Below are 17,773 nucleotides of genomic sequence, written 5' to 3'. Positions count from 1 at the left end.
ACTGCTTCTGTATAAATATATATAGACGCTAAAAACCAATGAACTAAAAGTGTGTTACAGTTATATGGTTTTTAGCTGGTTCAGCCCGTATTGTATTCTTTAATTTAGGTTTCAGTAAGTGTTGCAATACTTATCAGTATTACTATTTTAAAAACAAGTATAATGCCCCTTAAACATTAAACCAGAAAAAAACATTAAATACTGCTGTTTTACAGTGATTTAAGTAAAAAGCATTTTTACCCTGAATAAAAAACATTGGGGAAAAATGGGTAAAGATGTAGAAGGAAGGTCTGGATTTTTTGTAGAATATTAGTTCATGGCATTCATTCTGATAGAAGCCTTTACTAAAGCTAATGCTCTGATTTTTGAAAGCTCAACTTCTTTTTCCTGATGATGCCTGTTTTCACTAACCAGTTTTACCATGCCCGGTTCTTGTGAGCGCTGTATATATTTCACGGTGATGTACTCCTCTCCGTCCATATCAATACTTATCAGGTACATTTCGCCCCAAAAAATACCATTAACCATATCATTCACTTCCTTGTATAAAACAATATCCCCGCTTTTAAGTAATGGGTACATACTGTCTCCGGTAACATAAATCGCACCGTCACATTTTGGGAGATGCGGTATTGAAATATGGTCGGCCGGCGTTAATGCCTTATTATTACTGAATAACGGAACAAGACCGGCAACAGCTTCAAGATCATATAATGGTATTTGCTGCGATTCAATATTCCTGTCGGTTTTAAGTCGGTACGTTTTAACCGTATCCGGTGCTGCAACTTCAACATCATTATTAAACATATCCCCTTCACCTGTTAATAACCATGACGGATTAAGATCAGGATATACTGAAAGAATTTTTTCAAGTACATTGGAGCCAATACTCTTCGAGTCTTTTACTGCTTTAGAAATGCTCCCCCGGCTCACATCTATACTATTTTCAAAGGCATAGTAACTAACTCCCTTTGTTTCTATGTACTGTTTTAATCGATCAGAAACCATAATAACGTATTTTTTTCTTTTACAATATTAAGAAAATTTTCTTAATTATAGATAAACTAAAGCTGTTTTAAAAAAATGTACCTTTGCCCCACTATGGAAAAAGGGAAGTTTACATATCCTAAAGAGGAAAAACTAAAAAGCAGGAACACAATAGACCTGATGTTTGCAGAAGGGCGCTCGGTTTCAAAATACCCTTTACGTCTGGTTTATGTACCCCTTCCCGAACATGAACCGGGTCCTATAAAAATTGGGGTGTCGGTTTCCAAAAGACATTTCAAAAAAGCTGTAGACAGAAACTATTTTAAACGCCTGCTTCGCGAAACCTACCGTCATAACAAACAACTGCTGCTTGAAAATCAGCCGCAACCTTATGCGTATATGCTGATGTACCAAACTAAAGACCGTTTATCTCTTGAGGAAATAAACACCAAAACGGTACAACTGTTTGAAAAATTCATAACTCAGATTACTACACAATAAGTTGTTTTTTAACACTTTGTAATATTTGTAAAGGTTTTTACGTTTTTAACAAAAAAACACCTTTACTTATGAAAAATTTACTTTTTGCTTTTAGTCTTGTCGCCTTACTTATTTCATGTAAAAAATCTGCTGAAAGTGTAGACAATATGATATTATATGATGATGCAGTTGCGGTGGAAGAAACTGCTCCAGCTTATGAAATCAAATATAAGTCTATAGAAGGAGATGTAGCCAGAACCGTTGAAACTGAAGCAAAAATCATTAAAACCGCTACGCTTCGTTTTGAAACACAAAACCTTGAGACTACTGCCGGTAATATAAAACAGGCAATAGGTAAATTTAAAGGGCAGATACAAAGTGATGAAGAAAGAAATGAATATAATACAGTAAGCCGTTCCCTTACCATAAGAGTACCTAACGAATCGTTTGACAATTTTATAGACGAAATCAGTAAAGGAGTATCGTACTTTGAAAGAAAAGAAATTTCATCCCGCGACGTTACCGAAGAGTATATTGATACTCAATCCCGCATAAAAACAAAAAAAGCACTGGAAGCGCGCTATCTGGAACTACTTAAAAAAGCCAATAAAGTTTCGGAAATGCTGGAAATAGAAAAGGAGCTTTCGGAAATACGTGAGGAAATCGAGTCAAAACAGGCACGATTACAGTATTTGGAAAATCAGGTTTCATACAGCACGGTTTACATTTATTTTTACAAAACCGTTGCCGAAAAACAGGGCGCTACAGTATCATACGGCGCAAAACTGGTCAATGCGCTTAAATCAGGGTTTAACTCACTTTCAAGTTTCTTTATAGGTTTAATCCAAATTTGGCCTTTTATCCTTATTTTCGTAATTGTGTTTATTTTAATCAGAAGACGAATCAAAGGAAAAAAACAATAATATCATGCTATCCAAACTAAAAAGAAAATATGTTATCCCGGTATTTGCAGTTGCTTTTCTGTTTGTTGGGGCAAGCTTTAAAAACGATTTCTTTGAAATCGCAAAGCAAATAGAAATATTTACCACCCTCTTTAAAACAGTTAACGTTAACTATGTAGACGAGACCAACCCCGGCGAACTTATGGACATTGCCATAAAAAACATGCTGGCTGACCTTGACCCATATACCGTTTATTTTAACGAACAGGATGTAGCCAAATTTAAAATAAATAACACCGGCGAGTATACTGGTATTGGCGCGCTTATTACACGTAAAGAGGGAAGGCTTATAATAAAAGAACCTTACAAGGATTATCCTGCCGATAAAGCCGGACTGAAAGCCGGAGATGAAATTATCCAGATTGGCGATGTAAACCTAGTTGATTTTAAAGAAGATGCCGGCGAACTTTTAAAAGGAACAAAAAACACCAACATAGATATTAAATACCTGCGTCAGGGTAAAACATTAAGTACAAAACTGATACTTACTGAAGTAGACCTTAATGCTGTGCCTTACTATGCAATGGTCGATGCTACAACCGGATACATTGTACTTTCTCAGTTTAATGCAAAAGCGTCGTCTGAAACTAAAGAGGCTCTACTTGATCTTAAAAAACAGGGAGCTACAAAAATCATTCTTGACCTTAGGGGTAACCCAGGCGGATTACTGGGCGAAGCAGTAAACATTTGTAACCTGTTCCTTCCTAAAGATGAAACTATTGTAACCACTAAGTCTAAAAACGAAAAATACAATAACGTATACAAAACACAGCGTGCTCCAATTGATACCGAGATTCCGCTTGTGGTTATAGTAAACGGTAAAAGTGCCTCGGCTTCAGAAATTGTTTCGGGAGCACTTCAGGATCTGGATCGTGCTGTTGTTGTAGGTAGCAGAAGTTTTGGTAAAGGTTTGGTTCAGCGCCCGCTTGAACTTACTTACGGAACTCAGGTAAAGGTTACCATTTCACGTTACTACACTCCTTCAGGTCGTGGTATACAGGCGCTTGATTACACCCATAAAGATGCCGACGGTAAGGCCATAAGAATAGACCAGAAAGATTACAATGCTTTTAAAACCCGCAACGGACGTACCGTTTATGATGGTGGTGGTATATTACCGGATGTAGTTATGGAAGAGAGCAAACAAAGCTCTATTGCCGATGCCCTACAGCGTAATGATGCTATTTTTAATTATGTGACTGATTATTATTACAAACACCCTAATCTTGGAACTACAATCCCCACATTTAGTGATGCGGACTATAATGGGTTCAAACAGTTTTTGAAAACAACCAATTTTGATTTTGATACAGAAACAGAAAGATCGCTTAAGGCTACTCTTGAAATAGCTAAAAAGGAAAAGGTAGACGAGACTATTGCCGCCGAATACAACCAGTTACTTACCGCTCTTAAAAAGAGTGAAGAAAAGGAACTTGACCAGAACAAGGAAGAGATTAAAAAGCTGATTGTAGACGACATTATAACAAGATACCAATACAAAGAAGGTCTTTATAAATACTACACCACGAGCAATCCGGAGATTAAAAAAGCTACTGATTTACTCAATAATTCGGCCGAGTATAATAAAATTCTTTCAAAATAAAAGTCTGAAAATCCTCATACTTAATAGTATGGGGATTTTTTTTAGGTTAAATATCTCACATACATTTATTGATTTTTATAAAAACGTATACCTTTGCCGTTTTAATTTATTGTTATCGTGAGCAATAGTCACAAACATTTGAACAAAGTAACGTTAGGTGGACTAATGGTTACTTTAGGTATTATTTACGGAGATATAGGTACGTCACCCCTGTATGTAATGAAAGCCATAATGGGCGAATTGCCTATACAGGAAGACATAGTACTTGGAGCGCTATCCTGTATATTCTGGACACTTACACTGCAAACCACGGTAAAATATGTTATACTTACACTACAGGCAGACAACAAAGGGGAAGGTGGTATTTTCTCACTATACACCCTTGTAAAACGACTAAAAAAACGTGGGCTTATTGTCCCGGCTATCATTGGGGGTAGTGCCCTGCTTGCCGATGGTATTATCACACCACCCATATCAGTTTCTTCAGCAATTGAAGGACTTCGTATTTACAATTCAGACATCGATACAGTACCTATCGTAATAGGTATTCTTTTCATACTATTTGCCATTCAGCGTTTTGGAACCAAACTGGTTGGTAAATTCTTTGGCCCAATGATGCTAATATGGTTTGGTATGCTGGGTATACTGGGAATTATACCACTTATGTCTAACATTGCTGTATTAAAAGCATTAAACCCATACTACGCTATACACCTGTTAAGTATTCATCATGAAGGTTTTTATGTACTGGGATTTGTTTTCCTGTGTACTACCGGAGCCGAGGCGCTTTACAGCGACATGGGGCACTGCGGGCGCAGCAATATCAGGATAAGTTGGGCATTTGTAAAAAGTATGTTGGTTTTAAACTACTTCGGGCAGGGAGCTTATCTTATATCACATTCGGGTAAAACCCTTTCACAATTAAGCAATAATGCTAACCCAGGCAACCCCTTCTATTTACTAATGCCAGACTGGTTTGTACCTTTTGGTATTGCCATTGCCACGTCGGCTGCGGTTATTGCATCTCAGGCATTGATTAGCGGATCGTTTACACTTATAAGTGAAGCCATGCGCCTTAATTTCTGGCCTAAAGTATCGGTTAAATTCCCTACAGAACTAAGAGGGCAACTGTACATACCATCGGTAAACTGGTTACTTTTTTTGGGTTGTGTTTTTGTAGTACTGCACTTTAGAGAATCAGGCAATATGGAAGCAGCCTACGGTTTAGCAATTGTACTTTGTATGATAATGACCACTACACTTTTGGGCTATTATATGGTAATGAAACGTTACAACCCTATACTGATACTATTTACTATAATGGTATATTTTTCAATAGAAATTTCGTTTTTTATTGCTAATATCAGTAAGTTTACACACGGAGGTTACGTATCACTCATAATTGCCGGACTGCTTTCCACTATAATGGCAGTTTGGTTTACCGCTAAAAAGATACGTAGTGAATACACAGAATTCACGAAAATTGATAATTACAAAAGCGTATTGGCTGACCTGAGTAATGACAAGTCTATACCAAAATATGCAACCCACCTGGTATACTTAACCAATGCTCAGTTTAGCGATGAGATTGAATCGAAAATTATTTATTCGATATTACAGAAACGCCCTAAACGCGCCGATATTTACTGGTTTGTTCACGTAAATGTGGTAGACGAACCTTACCGTATGGATTATCGCGTTAGGGAAATAATGAAGGACGATGTGATAAGGGTTGACTTTTATCTTGGTTTCCGTGTGGCACCAAGGGTTAACCTTATGTTTAAGAACGTTGTAAAAGACATGGTGAAAAACGGAGAGGTAGATATTACCAGCCGTTATGAGTCCCTAAACCGTAACAATGTAATTGGTGATTTTAAGTTTGTGATTATCGAGAAGTTTCTGTCTTACGACAACGATTTGCCTTGGTATGAAAGAATTATTCTTGACATATATTTTATCCTTAAAAAGGTGAGCCTTACAGAAGGGCGTGCTTTCGGTCTGGACAACAGCTCGTTAAAAGTAGAACAGTTCCCTATTGTGATTCACCCGCCTGAGGATTTGCATCTGACAAGAGTTGATGATCCTAACTAAAATTTACAAATGAAACCTTTTATCTGCATCTTACTATTACTATTACTACCTAAAATCTCATTTTCACAGGAGGAGTTAGTACACTCCGTTTACTTTGAATTTGATAAGTTTAACCTCGACGAAAAGCAGGCTAACGATGTTGTTAGCTTTATTACAGCCCTGGATACTACCCGTGTGGAAAGCATCCAGATTTTTGGGTACTGTGATGATCGTGGTAAAGACGAATACAACTATAAACTGTCTAACAACCGTGCTAATACGATTAAAGAGAAACTTGTTTCTAAAGGCATAAAAAATAAGATCATCGTAACTATTGAAGGTCGCGGCAGGATTTTACTTGAAGAGGATATAGATGACGTATCGGAAGCGCGTTCTAAAAACAGACGTGTGGATGTACTGGTAAACTTCAAGCCATTACCTCCTCCTCCATTAGATCCCGGAGTTTATGACGCCCTTAAGCCTGAAATGGTTGTAGGAGACAGGATAATTTTACGTAACATTCTTTTTGATCGCGGCAGCAGTAAACTCAAACTTTCTACCCGTAAGGAACTGGACAAAATAGCACGCATACTGCACAAATACAAAAACCTGCAATTTGAAATACAGGGACATGTTTGCTGTACACCTACTTTCCAAAAGGAAGCAATAGATAAGGACACAAAAAAAAGAGAATTGTCTAAAAACCGTGCCTATGCGGTTTACAAATATCTTGTGTCCAAGAAAATTCCGGCAAGGAGAATGACCTACAAAGGTTATGGAAACACTAAATCTTTAGGTAAAGGATCAGAATTTGACCGTCGTGTAGAGTTCCTTATTACAAAGGTATAAACCTAAACAAAAGATAAATTCATTTCAATATGGGGAATGCCGTCTTCAAGATAGCCTTCCCCCTGTTGTATAAATCCGTGCGATTCATAAAACTTTTTAAGGTATAGCTGCGCAGAGATAGTTACCTCTTTGGCATTATAGTGCGTTTTTATGGCTCTTATAGATTCTTTTATCAAATCATGACCCCATTTACGGTCGCGATATTTTTCGCTTATTACAACTCTTCCTATCGAGGCGTTTTCAAAATAATCGCCAGGAGCAAACAAGCGGGCATAAGCAATTACAGTATCATCAAACATACCTAAAACATGAATTGCCTTTGTGTCTTTACCATCTACATCCTGATATACGCAGTTTTGTTCCACTACAAACACTTCGCTACGCAATTGCAGGGATTCGTATAATTCAGAAAGAGAAAGCTCGTTAAATCGCTTTATTTTGAATGTTGGCTTCATAGAAATTCGGCAGACCTGATTATGGACTCTAGTTCTACAATCAAATCCCTTTTTGGAGTAGATGGGCTGTATACAAACCCTTCGATTATAAAGTAATCATTTTTAACATTATCCCTAACGGCATAGTTTATAAACGGACCCGACATGAATTCGTTTTCCATTTCCCAGTTACCGCGTGTTTCAAACAGCATTCTGTTTTTATAGCTCGTAGTAAAAAAGTAAGGGGAATAAGCCTCTTCGGTAACCATGTAAGTATTCTTTTCCAAACCGTGAATATACTTAACACCAATGGAATCCCTCATTTGGATAATATTATTTAAAATGGTTTTGTCGTGTTCAATAACACTGGCAGGCACCCTGTATATTAAAATACTGGTATTCCCGCCGGGAGTATCTTTTTTAAGCCAAAGGAAATCATGCCTGTTCATGGCAAAATTATAGCTTGAGGGAACATTAATACATATCCCGAATTTTTCAAAAACACCATGGTTTACCAATCCTGTCTTGGCATTCCTTTTTTGGTTTTCATCAATTTCGGTTTCCCTTATTTTCCTAACAATCTCATCAGTATGAATCTCTATTAGAAAAAGTAATTCTTCGGCTGTTTGGCCTTTTATAGTAAATATGTTTTGAGGAGAACAGTACCTGTTTGTTTTGAACTTAAAGGAATTTATACTGTCTCTATCAATTACAATGATATTACGTCCTTTGGTAAGTCCCCCGTCAAAAATATTTTCGTTATACTGATTTAGAGTAAACAGGGGCTCTTCCTGTGTAAGGCCTTCAACGGGAGCAGCCAGTTTTTTACGCAGGCTGTCGCCTACATCACCGTTCCACAGTTTATCATCAATGATAATGGAAATCTCATTAATATCTCCTGAAGAACTGCTGCCATCACTGCTACTATCGCTATTACAGCTAATAATACACAGGATAAAAACAAAATTCAGTATTTGTTTTATTCCCGACATGAGATGCGTTTAATTTATACTGCTTACCTTAAGCTTCATTCCCGGCTTAATATGTTCGCCGTTAAGCTTATTCCAGTCTTTTAGATTTTCTACTGTTACACCAGGGTGTTTTTTTGCAATACTGAAAAGCGAATCCCCTTTTTGCACAATGTACAAACGAGCTTCCTCATAAGCTGTTTTAGGTTTTTTAGTCTCTTTAACCGCCAGTTTAGTTTCAGGTGCTTTAAGAGCTTCTTCCACTTTTTCTTCGGCATTGGCAACCATTACTTCCTCGTCATCACCTTCAGATGGAGATACTTGAGTTTCTTCTGCTTTTTTAACCTCCGGTTTAGTCTCTGCCTTTTTAGGCTTAGTAGTTTTTGCTGCTACTGCAGTTTCTTCCTTAGGCAGGTTAACAATAATGGTTTTGTGTATTTTAAGTTTTTGTCCGGCATAAATGGTATTGCCTTTTACCCTGTTCCATTTTTTAAGGTCGGAAACCGAAACACCATATTTGTTTGCTATAGATCCAAGTACATCACCCCTGCGAACAGTGTGATATTTTGTACTAACTTTTGTCGTTTTACCTATACTGGCTAACGCTTCCTTATCTTTCTCGTCAATAAAATTAGGTCTTTCCCTTTTCAGGTCTTCATAATCTACGTAAGCATAAATAGCTGTTTCATTTGAAGTAAATAGCCCTATTTTATCTTTTGGTAATCTTAAATAATGCGGCTCATCGGCAACATAAGGAATAACATCAAGTTTGTATATAGGATTAAGAAATTCCAGTTCCTCTACCGGTACATCAAGCAAATCTGCCACCTGTTTGAAACTCATTTTACGTTTTACCATAATGGTATCGGTCTCAAAATAAGTTACCGGAGCTTCGTTTGAAGTGATACCATGCTCTTTACCATACTCATAAATGTACATGGTAGCAAGGAAAGCCGGCACATAGCCCTGTGTTTCCCTTGGCAGGTTTTTACGAATGTTCCAGTAATTTTTTTGTCCGTTAGAACGGCGTATCGCTTTGGTTACATTACCCGGACCTGCATTATATGATGCAAGTACCAAATCCCAGTCGCCAAATATGTTATACAGGCTTGAAAGATACTGGCAAGCAGCCTCGGTAGCCTTTAACGGATCGCAACGCTCATCAACATATGAGTTTACCTCAAGATTGTACTGCTTACCGGTAGGATACATAAACTGCCATAACCCGGTAGCTCCTACCCTTGATTTTGCCCTCGGATTAAGTGCCGACTCAATTACAGCCAGGTACTTAATCTCGATAGGCACATCATATTTTGCCAAGTGCTCTTCAAACATAGGGAAATAGTACTGTGAAATAGCCATAAGTCGCGAAAAGCTTTTTGGCCTGTTTTTTAAATACGATTTAATAATGTTTTCCAGGCCCTTGCTGTATTCAATGTTAAACGGCGATTTAGCATCAAGTTCCTTAAGCCTTTGCTGTAAAAGCTCTGTAGATAACTCAAAAGCCACATCGTCATCAGGATTCACCATCTCAATATCATCCTGCATGTCATCAAACAACTCCGTGTTTGTTAACTCCTTCATCCATAGGCTGTCAATACATCTCAATTCATCATGACGTACAAACCCTGATTTAATCGAATCCAAAAATGACATTTTGGTTACCGGTTTCAGTTGTACATCGGCCTCTGCACTTTCCTGTGCAAAAGCCCCGATTGAGAATGCTGCTAACAGCAGAGACAATGTTCTTTTACTCATAATTTACTTGTTAAACCGTTATATTACAAATTGTTATAAAAATAACAACTCATGCTATAACTTTAATTTTGTAATATTCGTATAAATTTTAACAGTGCTATTTTAAAATAGCTGCAATACCCGGAAGAGTTTTACCTTCAAGCATCTCCAGCATGGCACCGCCACCTGTAGATACATAACTCATTTTAGGTTCAAGCCCAAACTGCTTAACAGCCGCAACAGAGTCACCTCCACCTACAAGAGAAAAGGCTCCGTTCTCTGTAGCTTCGGCAATATAATTACCTAATGCAATTGTACCTTTAGCAAAGTTTTCCATTTCAAAAACACCTAGCGGTCCATTCCATAAAATAGTTTTGGATTCTAGTATTACTTTTCTGAAATTTTCAAGTGATTTTGGTCCGGCGTCAAGTCCCTGCCAGCCATCAGGTATCTCAGTTACGTTAGTAACCTTAGTGTTTGCATCATTCTTAAATCCATCGGCAGCTATAACATCTACAGGAATATGTACCTGTACGTTTTTCTCTTTTGCCTTGGCAAGAATATCAAGGGCAAGGTCAAGTTTATCGTCCTCACAAATAGAGTCACCTATTTTACCGCCCTGAGCTTTGATAAAAGTAAATGTCATCCCTCCTCCAATTATCATATGGTCTACTTTATCCAGTATGTTTTCAATAACCGTAATTTTAGAAGAAACTTTAGACCCTCCTAAAACAGCCGTTACCGGTTTTTTGCTATCATTTAGCACTTTATTAAGACTTTCTATTTCTTTAGCAAGAAGTAAGCCAAAACACTTATTTTCAGGGAAAAACTTCGCAATTATGGTTGTAGATGCATGCGCACGATGTGCCGTACCAAAGGCATCGTTAACATAAATATCGCCTAAATTAGCAAGTTGTTTTGCAAAACCTTCGTCTCCGGCTTCTTCTTCACTATAAAAACGCAGGTTCTCTAAAAGTAATACTTCACCCGGCTGTAAAGCCGCAGCAGCTGCTTCAACATCAGCACCCACACAGTCTTCAACAAATTTTACGGTAACACCAAGTACTTCAGATACTTTGGCAACAATATGCTTAAGGGAATATTTCTCTTCTTTCCCTTTTGGCCTTCCAAGGTGTGACATCAAAATGACACTTCCACCGTCATTTAAGATTTTATCTATTGTGGGCTTCGCAGCTACAATCCTTGTATCATCAGTTACGTTAAAATTCTCATCAAGAGGTACGTTAAAGTCTACTCTTATAACTGCTTTTTTGCCTTTAAAGTCAAAATCATTAAGGGTCTTCATACTGTATTTTAAGTTGTTTAAATTTGATTAAAGGCAAATATAGTTTTTTCCGTTAAAAAAATTATAATAAAATAAGGGGCTACCTATTATTTAACATATATGTCTCATTGCTTTACAGTTAGGAGATTAACCACTAAAACGTAATAGTTTATTATGGCAATCATCCCATAAATTCCTCTATATTTGCCCTATGCTTTTTTCAGATATATTAGGCCAGGAACATATTAAAAGCCATTTGACAAAAAGTGCCGATTCCGGCAGGATTCCGCACGCTCAACTTTTTGTAGGTCCCGAAGGATCAGGTAAACTGGCCATGGCAATTGCCTATGCCCAGTATATTTTGTGCTCCAACACTAATAGCGAAAACAACAACGGCAACGCTGCCTGTAACCTGAAGTTTCAGAATTTTTCACATCCCGATTTACATTTTGTTTTTCCGGTCGCTACCAACAGCGAAGTGAAAAGCCATCCTGTTAGTGCCAACTTTTTAAAGTACTGGAGGGAGTTTATTACCGAAAATCCTTATGCAGGGCTTTTTGACTGGTATAAGAAAATTGATATCCAGAACAAACAGGGACAGATAGGGGTAGACGAAGCACATGAGATTGTAAAATCACTCTCGCTAAAGGCTTACGAAGGCGGTTATAAAGTAATGATTATATGGATGGCCGACAGGATGAATGTCGCAACAGCTAATAAATTGCTGAAACTGCTGGAAGAACCACCACAAAAAACCATATTTCTGCTGATTGCGGAAAGTGACGACGATATACTGCAAACTATACTTTCACGCTGCCAAGTATTGCATTTTGGCGGACTTAGTGAGCAGGCTATTGCCGATGCACTTATTTCCCAAAAAGGACTTGATAACAATGAAGCCCTTAAAATTGCCCACCAGGCACAGGGAAACTTCAATAAGGCATTACATATTTTAAACAAAGACAATAACGGTTTACCTTTTGAAGAGTGGTTTGTACAGTGGGTTCGTGCCGCTTTTAGGGCAAAAGGAAACGCCGCCGCCATACAGGATCTAATTGCCTGGAGCGAACAAATTGCGGGTATTGGCCGTGAAGCTCAAAAACAGTTTATACATTTTTGTATCGATATGTTCCGTCAGGCATTACTGCTTAACTATCAGGCAAAAGAACTGGTTTTTATGGAACCAACTGTCGATAAATTTAAACTTGAAAATTTTGCCCCGTTTGTAAACGGAAATAATATTAATGATATTTTTAAAGAACTGTCGGATGCGCTTTACCACATTGAAAGAAACGGTAATGCCAAAATTATACTAACCGACCTTTCCATAAAACTAACGCGATTAATTCATAAAAAGTAAAGATTATGACACCAGCTATCATTATTATCCTGATTTTTTTAGCCATAACTTTTATCCAATCGGGCTACGATAAAGTTGCCGACTGGAAAGGAAATGTTGAGTGGCTTAAAGGTCATTTTTCACAAAGTGCAATTAAAAACCAAGTTCCGGCCGCATTACTTTTAGTACTTATCCTTGAGATTGTTGCAGGTGCTTTTTCGGTTATTGGAATCATTCAGATTTTTATGAATGATGATACCGAATTTGCCGGCTATGCCGCAATAGTATCGAGTGCTACGCTGCTTTTACTGCTATTGGGTCAGCGTCTTGCCAAAGATTATGACGGAGCAAGAACTATTGTTATCTATTTTATTCCTACCGTAATGTTATTGAACTGGTTATATTAATTTAACCCAACAAAAAATATAAAGCCCCTCACTGAGGGGCTTTTTTTATTCATCATCGTTAAGGCTTGCCCTGTATAATCGCAGCTCACCCCAGGTAAAGGCTTCACCGTGTTTTTCTTTAAGATTAGTAAGCGACTCACCGTCAAAATCTTCAAAGGCTTTGGCAAGCTCGGCAATCTTATCTTCAGCAAGTACTTCCTCTATCTGGATTTTCCCGCGCTGAACCAGTCCGGCAATATGGCTAAGTACTGTAGTTTCGGTAAGTTTCCTAACTCTGGCAATATCTTCAATACTCATTTTTTCTTTCCACAAATCAAACGTCTCCTCAAGCGTAGATTTTTTAGGCTGCTTCTTTTTTGCCGGATAATTATCATATTCCTCGGTTTCTTCCTGCAATAAAGTAACAGGGTTATCTTTAAGGTTTTTGCGTATGGCTTCCAGTTTCTTAATTCGATACGTGTGTATTTCGGGCGTAATAAGATTTTCTTTTATAATCTCTTCCTCATTAAGCACGGCAAGCATTAGTCTTTTAGCTTTCATCAGCCTGATTACCGTGTAGGTTTGTAACTCTTCCAGTTCCGATAGTTCCTCATAAAAACCTTTAGCTTTTCTCAGTCTTTTTATCTCTTCCATTTTTTGAAGCAAACCTGTTACAAGGCTATCCATAACCGGAAAGAAATAATTGTAAGCCGCCTCTACCCTTTCCTGTACGAACTTCATGTCAGGTTGTTCCACGGAAAACAATTTAGCCAGCTGACTGATAAACTTATGCCCCGGGGTATGCATTTTCTTTATCTTATCTTCAGATAGGTTGACCCATTCCCTGTGTTTGGATTTCAGTGATCTTGGTCCTTCCTGCAGGTAGGTCAGTTTATGTCGTTGCCAAACATCGGTAAGTTCATCCCAGTCAAAGCTGTTTTTCAGGTAATTAAATATAAAACGAAGCGTATCTTTTTGCAAAAACAGTTCCATTTGCTCTTCCTTAACTTTGGATGAAGCATAGCCCATTACATCCATGTCGTTAGTAAGACCATTCATTTGCAGCGGAGAAAGCAAAATAAGCCCGTTTAACGAACGTAAACGCGAAAGCGCTACATAGGCCTGTCCCGGCAGGAAAACACCCGACACATCGAGCGCAGCTTTATCAAAGGTTAATCCCTGGCTTTTATGTACTGTTATTGCCCAAGCCAGTTTAAGCGGATAGTGAACAAACGTACCCAAAACCTCTTCTTCTATTTCTTTGGTATTTTCGTTTACGTGGTATTTTACGTTTTTCCATTCATACTTATCGGCCTCAATGGTAAGATCTTCTTCAGGGAAATGTACCAGTATTTCTTCATCTGATACTGATTTGATTATACCTATTTTTCCGTTGAAATAATTTTTATCAGGAGAAAGGTCGTTTTTAATAAACATTACCTGAGCTCCTTTTTTCAGTTTAAGCTCCTCCTCTACCGGATAGATTTTCTCTGGGAAATCGCCCACAATTTCCGGATGGAAAACAAATTCCTTTTCATCCAGTTCATCCAGTGCCTTGGCGTTTATATTATCTGCTTTTGCATTATGGGTAGTAAGTGTAATAAACCCCGGATTTTTTTTCAAATCAAAATCAGGTTGGGCATAGTTGTTTAAAACAGCTATATCATTTGGAGTTATTACATTGTTTCTCAGGTTATTAAGTATTGATATAAAGGCATCATCAGTTTGCCTGTATATCTTGGAAAGCTCTATATAAAGGGGCGGATTACTACTAACTACCTGAGAATGAAAAAAATACTTTCCTCTGTAATACTGGCTCAACACTTCCCATTCTTCATTTTTTACCACCGGAGGTAGCTGTAACAGATCGCCAATAAACAATACCTGAACACCTCCAAACGGAATATCCTTATGACGCACATTACGTAACATAAAATCCATAGCATCAAGTAAATCGGCACGCAGCATACTCACCTCGTCAATAACAAGCAGTTCCATGTTTTTGATAACTGCCTGTTTATCCCCTCTCATTTTGAAGTGCCTGCGCAGACTATCTTTATTTTCAAAACGGACAGTATCAGTCACCTGCGGTGTTACATTATCCGGAATAAAACCTGCAAAAGGTAACTGGAACATGGAGTGTATGGTTACACCACCAGCATTTAATGCAGCAATACCCGTAGGCGCCACCACAACCACATTTTTATGTGTGGTACGAATAATTTCCTTAAGCAAAGTAGTCTTTCCCGTACCTGCTTTACCGGTAAGAAAAATAGATCTATTTGTTTGATTTATAAAGCGTAAGGTATATTCGGCAGCTGTAGATAAACTTTGCATGTGGCGTATAATTATTAGAATCCCGAAATTAAGTATAAAAAATTTATGGCAACAAAAAAGCTCCCAAAAGGGAGCTTAATTTAATATTACAATAGTGAAATTATTTTGCTTCTTCTTTTTCAGTAGTTTCTACTTTTACTTCAGTAGCTTTATCTTCTGTTTTTACAGCCTCAGGATTCTCTCCTTTAAATTTAGCATTTACTGCTTTAAGGATTTCCTCTGTAATCTCATAGCTGTCTTTAGCATAAAGTACATTGGCAGCATCTCCGGTACCATAAATATAATCATAACCGTTTTTCTTACCGTAATCTTTGATATACGATCGCATCTCTTCAACAATACTGTCCCTTTGCGGAGCAAATTCTTCCTGAAGCTGTCTCATCATACCATCCTGCATCATAGAGAGTTTTTGCTCTCTTTCCTGGAACTCCTGAGCTTTAGCCTGAACCCATTGTGCTCCTCTTCTTGGTGCCTCATCCTGAGCTTTTGCATAATCAAGTCTTAACTTTTGGTACTCATCGTTAAGTTCCCTTTTAAGTTCTTCTCCTTTAACGTTGCTTCTAGAGTTAAGATCCTTTAAAGCTTCAGAATCGTCCATTAACTTTTGCGTGTCAACATAAGCCGTTTTGAATTCGGTTGCACCACCTTCATTTTTGTTACATGAAAAAAGTGTAACGGCAAGACCAAGTATCAATAAAGATTTTTTCATTTGCGTTTTTCGATTTTTAAAAAAATTTCGGTAAAAGTAATAATTCGCATCAAAGATGCAAAAACAAGTTTTTATTAAAATTTATGGAAAAAAATTAACCATAAATAAATTTTATGAAAACAAATCTATGCTATAAACAATATAAATCAAAATCAGACGCCATAAATCGTTTTTAAGAGTGTTTTAAAAAATGCCAAGGTATTTCCTTGTTTTAGATTGTAAACGTTTATTTATGAAGTTTTATTTAGTTTTTACCGTGTTTTATAACATAAATAAGCGACGAGTACTCCATATTTCCGGCCGCTTTTAAATTTGAGCGTAATCCGGTTAAAAAACCTTTTACAAAATTCATTTTTCCGGTTTTGTATTTTTCTGAAAGAAGGCTCACATAAAAACTGTCAAATTTCATTGGTAGGATTTTTATTAAATCCATACCCTGTTTTGAAAAAAGTTGTTTAATGGAATTTTTTGAAAAATGCCAAAGGTGTCTGGGTACGTCATAAGCAGCCCAAAATTTACCATAATACTTCGCATCATAACTATTATAATTGGGTACCGCTATGATTATGAGTCCGTTTGGCTTTAAAATCCGCTTTATTTCGGATATATATTGCTGAATATCAGGAACATGTTCTAAAACATGCCACATAGTGACCACATCAAAAGAGCTATTTTCAAGTTCTTTTATATCATTTTTGAATGAAATTCCTTTTGAAACTGCAATTTTTTTTGCTTTTTCACTTGGTTCGATACCAAAACTATCCCAACCGTCATTTTTTGCAGTTACAAGAAAGTCTCCCGTCCCTGCACCAATATCCAGGAGTTTACCTTTCTCAGGATGGTATTTTTTTATGATAGATAATTTATCTCTTAATGCTTTTTGTTTTACAACATGGTATAATTTTTCAAAAAGCGAACGTTTACCATCGGTATGCGAAATATAATCATCACTTTCGTAATAACTTCCTAAATTTTCGGGTGCAGGTTGCGGATGGGTTTTTAATAATCCCAAATCAGCATCCAGTAATAATTGAAACTCTTCTCCCGAGACCGAATGATCCTTTACGGTAATATAAACGTTATTTTCTGAAAAATTCATTATAAATTATTGTATTCGTCCTTTAAGTCTTTTAGATAATCAATCACAATATTTTTAAACAATGAAGAAGTAGCAAGACAATCTTCATTATATTCATTTACCACAGAAATTGCTAGGAATTTTACTTTTGATCCTACTACTGAAGAATCAGGTACTGCATTTGAAGCCACAAAATCAGTCGTATCAAAATATTTGTTCAATTCATCGTTTTCATAAAAAAATACCTTAAACTTCATTCCTTCTAAAGTAACCCAATATTCAATATCAGTAAACTTCATTAAATTATACTTATTGCCTAAAAATTGTGCAAAAGTCATTTTTGTTGGATTGTTTTGAAAAACAAAAGCAGTAAGCCCTTTGTCTTTGCCGTAAATCTGTTTTCCATTTTCCAGTAAAATATATTCAGACACATCTACAGCCTGTCTTGGCGAAACACACGATTGTAAAACCCCAACCAGCAAAAACAGAAAAAACCCTCTTTGAAAAAGGGTTTTTATATTACGTTCCACGTGAAACATTGTTAGTTTA

At 37.1% G+C, this 17,773-nt stretch carries 16 protein-coding genes; 7 read left to right on the top strand and 9 right to left on the bottom strand.

Translation table 11 applies throughout. The annotated features are described in order from the left end of the window. Nucleotides 1–309: 309 nt before the first annotated feature. Nucleotides 310–1,008, bottom strand: a complete 699-nt coding sequence (locus tag V3Z67_RS14695) for a S24 family peptidase (protein ID WP_330444027.1) — start codon at nt 1,006–1,008, stop codon at nt 310–312. A 93-nt stretch (nt 1,009–1,101) separates the two neighbouring features. On the opposite strand from V3Z67_RS14695, the gene rnpA reads away from it, so the two are divergent. The 5 genes from rnpA to V3Z67_RS14670 all read left to right on the top strand — a co-directional run bounded on the left by rnpA (nt 1,102) and on the right by V3Z67_RS14670 (nt 6,951). After that, a complete protein-coding gene (gene rnpA / locus V3Z67_RS14690; protein WP_330444050.1) occupies nt 1,102–1,488 on the top strand; it encodes a ribonuclease P protein component in 387 nt (128 codons plus the stop codon). A gap of 68 nt (nt 1,489–1,556) precedes the next feature. After that, complete coding sequence (locus V3Z67_RS14685; protein ID WP_330444026.1) at nt 1,557–2,390, top strand: DUF4349 domain-containing protein; 834 nt, start codon at nt 1,557–1,559, stop codon at nt 2,388–2,390. Between the two features lie 4 nt (nt 2,391–2,394). After that, complete coding sequence (locus V3Z67_RS14680; RefSeq protein ID WP_330444025.1) at nt 2,395–4,032, top strand: S41 family peptidase; 1,638 nt, start codon at nt 2,395–2,397, stop codon at nt 4,030–4,032. A gap of 165 nt (nt 4,033–4,197) precedes the next feature. Next, on the top strand, nt 4,198–6,123 hold the full coding sequence (locus tag V3Z67_RS14675; RefSeq protein ID WP_330444049.1) for a KUP/HAK/KT family potassium transporter: 1,926 nt from the start codon (nt 4,198–4,200) through the stop codon (nt 6,121–6,123). Between the two features lie 9 nt (nt 6,124–6,132). Then, nucleotides 6,133–6,951, top strand: coding sequence for an OmpA family protein (locus V3Z67_RS14670; RefSeq protein ID WP_330444024.1), 819 nt, complete (start codon nt 6,133–6,135; stop codon nt 6,949–6,951). Nucleotides 6,952–6,953: 2 nt separating this feature from the next. Here V3Z67_RS14670 and V3Z67_RS14665 read toward each other — a convergent pair whose 3' ends face one another. The 4 genes from V3Z67_RS14665 to V3Z67_RS14650 form a co-directional block, all read right to left on the bottom strand. Further along, complete coding sequence (locus V3Z67_RS14665; protein WP_330444023.1) at nt 6,954–7,406, bottom strand: GNAT family N-acetyltransferase; 453 nt, start codon at nt 7,404–7,406, stop codon at nt 6,954–6,956. Then, on the bottom strand, nt 7,403–8,377 hold the full coding sequence (locus V3Z67_RS14660) for a DUF4837 family protein (protein WP_330444022.1): 975 nt from the start codon (nt 8,375–8,377) through the stop codon (nt 7,403–7,405). Before V3Z67_RS14660 ends, V3Z67_RS14665 begins: the two co-directional genes overlap by 4 nt. A 9-nt stretch (nt 8,378–8,386) precedes the next feature. After that, the gene (locus V3Z67_RS14655; RefSeq protein ID WP_330444021.1) at nt 8,387–10,111 is read right to left on the bottom strand and encodes a lytic transglycosylase domain-containing protein; all 1,725 of its coding nucleotides are present in this window, start codon (nt 10,109–10,111) and stop codon (nt 8,387–8,389) included. A gap of 97 nt (nt 10,112–10,208) precedes the next feature. Beyond that, entirely contained in the window at nt 10,209–11,396 is a 1,188-nt protein-coding gene (locus V3Z67_RS14650) for a phosphoglycerate kinase (protein ID WP_330444020.1), read from the bottom strand. A gap of 190 nt (nt 11,397–11,586) precedes the next feature. On the opposite strand from V3Z67_RS14650, the gene V3Z67_RS14645 reads away from it, so the two are divergent. Next, a complete protein-coding gene (locus tag V3Z67_RS14645) occupies nt 11,587–12,735 on the top strand; it encodes a DNA polymerase III subunit (RefSeq protein WP_330444019.1) in 1,149 nt (382 codons plus the stop codon). Nucleotides 12,736–12,740: 5 nt separating this feature from the next. Next, on the top strand, nt 12,741–13,121 hold the full coding sequence (locus V3Z67_RS14640; protein WP_157484491.1) for a DoxX family membrane protein: 381 nt from the start codon (nt 12,741–12,743) through the stop codon (nt 13,119–13,121). A gap of 45 nt (nt 13,122–13,166) precedes the next feature. On the opposite strand, the gene V3Z67_RS14635 is transcribed toward V3Z67_RS14640, so the two are convergent. From V3Z67_RS14635 to V3Z67_RS14620, 4 genes are all read right to left on the bottom strand, one after another. Beyond that, nucleotides 13,167–15,437: a helix-turn-helix domain-containing protein gene (locus V3Z67_RS14635; RefSeq protein WP_330444018.1), complete on the bottom strand. Its 2,271-nt coding sequence runs from the start codon at nt 15,435–15,437 to the stop codon at nt 13,167–13,169. Nucleotides 15,438–15,537: 100 nt separating this feature from the next. After that, nucleotides 15,538–16,146: an OmpH family outer membrane protein gene (locus tag V3Z67_RS14630; protein ID WP_330444017.1), complete on the bottom strand. Its 609-nt coding sequence runs from the start codon at nt 16,144–16,146 to the stop codon at nt 15,538–15,540. Nucleotides 16,147–16,390: 244 nt separating this feature from the next. Continuing rightward, nucleotides 16,391–17,245, bottom strand: a complete 855-nt coding sequence (locus V3Z67_RS14625) for a class I SAM-dependent methyltransferase (RefSeq protein ID WP_330444016.1) — start codon at nt 17,243–17,245, stop codon at nt 16,391–16,393. Next, nucleotides 17,245–17,754, bottom strand: coding sequence for a hypothetical protein (locus V3Z67_RS14620; RefSeq protein ID WP_330444015.1), 510 nt, complete (start codon nt 17,752–17,754; stop codon nt 17,245–17,247). The genes V3Z67_RS14625 and V3Z67_RS14620 overlap by 1 nt, the downstream gene beginning before the upstream one ends. Nucleotides 17,755–17,773 lie beyond the last annotated feature (19 nt).

Origin of the sequence: Flavobacterium sp. C4GT6 (genome assembly GCF_036347315.1) — a bacterium.
Taxonomy (GTDB): Bacteria; Bacteroidota; Bacteroidia; order Flavobacteriales; family Flavobacteriaceae; genus Flavobacterium.
This window is presented reverse-complemented; position numbering and strand designations above follow the sequence as displayed.

Excerpts from the sequence above, each read along its gene's own strand:
- V3Z67_RS14655 (WP_330444021.1), bottom strand. The coding sequence starts at position 10,111 with ATGAGTAAAAGAACATTGTCTCTGCTGTTAGCAGCATTCTCAATCGGG.
- V3Z67_RS14670 (WP_330444024.1), top strand. The coding sequence starts at position 6,133 with ATGAAACCTTTTATCTGCATCTTACTATTACTATTACTACCTAAAATC.
- V3Z67_RS14650 (WP_330444020.1), bottom strand. The coding sequence starts at position 11,396 with ATGAAGACCCTTAATGATTTTGACTTTAAAGGCAAAAAAGCAGTTATA.
- V3Z67_RS14635 (WP_330444018.1), bottom strand. The coding sequence starts at position 15,437 with ATGCAAAGTTTATCTACAGCTGCCGAATATACCTTACGCTTTATAAAT.
- V3Z67_RS14675 (WP_330444049.1), top strand. The coding sequence starts at position 4,198 with ATGGTTACTTTAGGTATTATTTACGGAGATATAGGTACGTCACCCCTG.
- rnpA (WP_330444050.1), top strand. The coding sequence starts at position 1,102 with ATGGAAAAAGGGAAGTTTACATATCCTAAAGAGGAAAAACTAAAAAGC.
- V3Z67_RS14625 (WP_330444016.1), bottom strand. The coding sequence starts at position 17,245 with ATGAATTTTTCAGAAAATAACGTTTATATTACCGTAAAGGATCATTCG.
- V3Z67_RS14660 (WP_330444022.1), bottom strand. The coding sequence starts at position 8,377 with ATGTCGGGAATAAAACAAATACTGAATTTTGTTTTTATCCTGTGTATT.
- V3Z67_RS14695 (WP_330444027.1), bottom strand. The coding sequence starts at position 1,008 with ATGGTTTCTGATCGATTAAAACAGTACATAGAAACAAAGGGAGTTAGT.
- V3Z67_RS14665 (WP_330444023.1), bottom strand. The coding sequence starts at position 7,406 with ATGAAGCCAACATTCAAAATAAAGCGATTTAACGAGCTTTCTCTTTCT.
- V3Z67_RS14630 (WP_330444017.1), bottom strand. The coding sequence starts at position 16,146 with ATGAAAAAATCTTTATTGATACTTGGTCTTGCCGTTACACTTTTTTCA.
- V3Z67_RS14645 (WP_330444019.1), top strand. The coding sequence starts at position 11,587 with ATGCTTTTTTCAGATATATTAGGCCAGGAACATATTAAAAGCCATTTG.
- V3Z67_RS14685 (WP_330444026.1), top strand. The coding sequence starts at position 1,557 with ATGAAAAATTTACTTTTTGCTTTTAGTCTTGTCGCCTTACTTATTTCA.
- V3Z67_RS14680 (WP_330444025.1), top strand. The coding sequence starts at position 2,395 with ATGCTATCCAAACTAAAAAGAAAATATGTTATCCCGGTATTTGCAGTT.
- V3Z67_RS14640 (WP_157484491.1), top strand. The coding sequence starts at position 12,741 with ATGACACCAGCTATCATTATTATCCTGATTTTTTTAGCCATAACTTTT.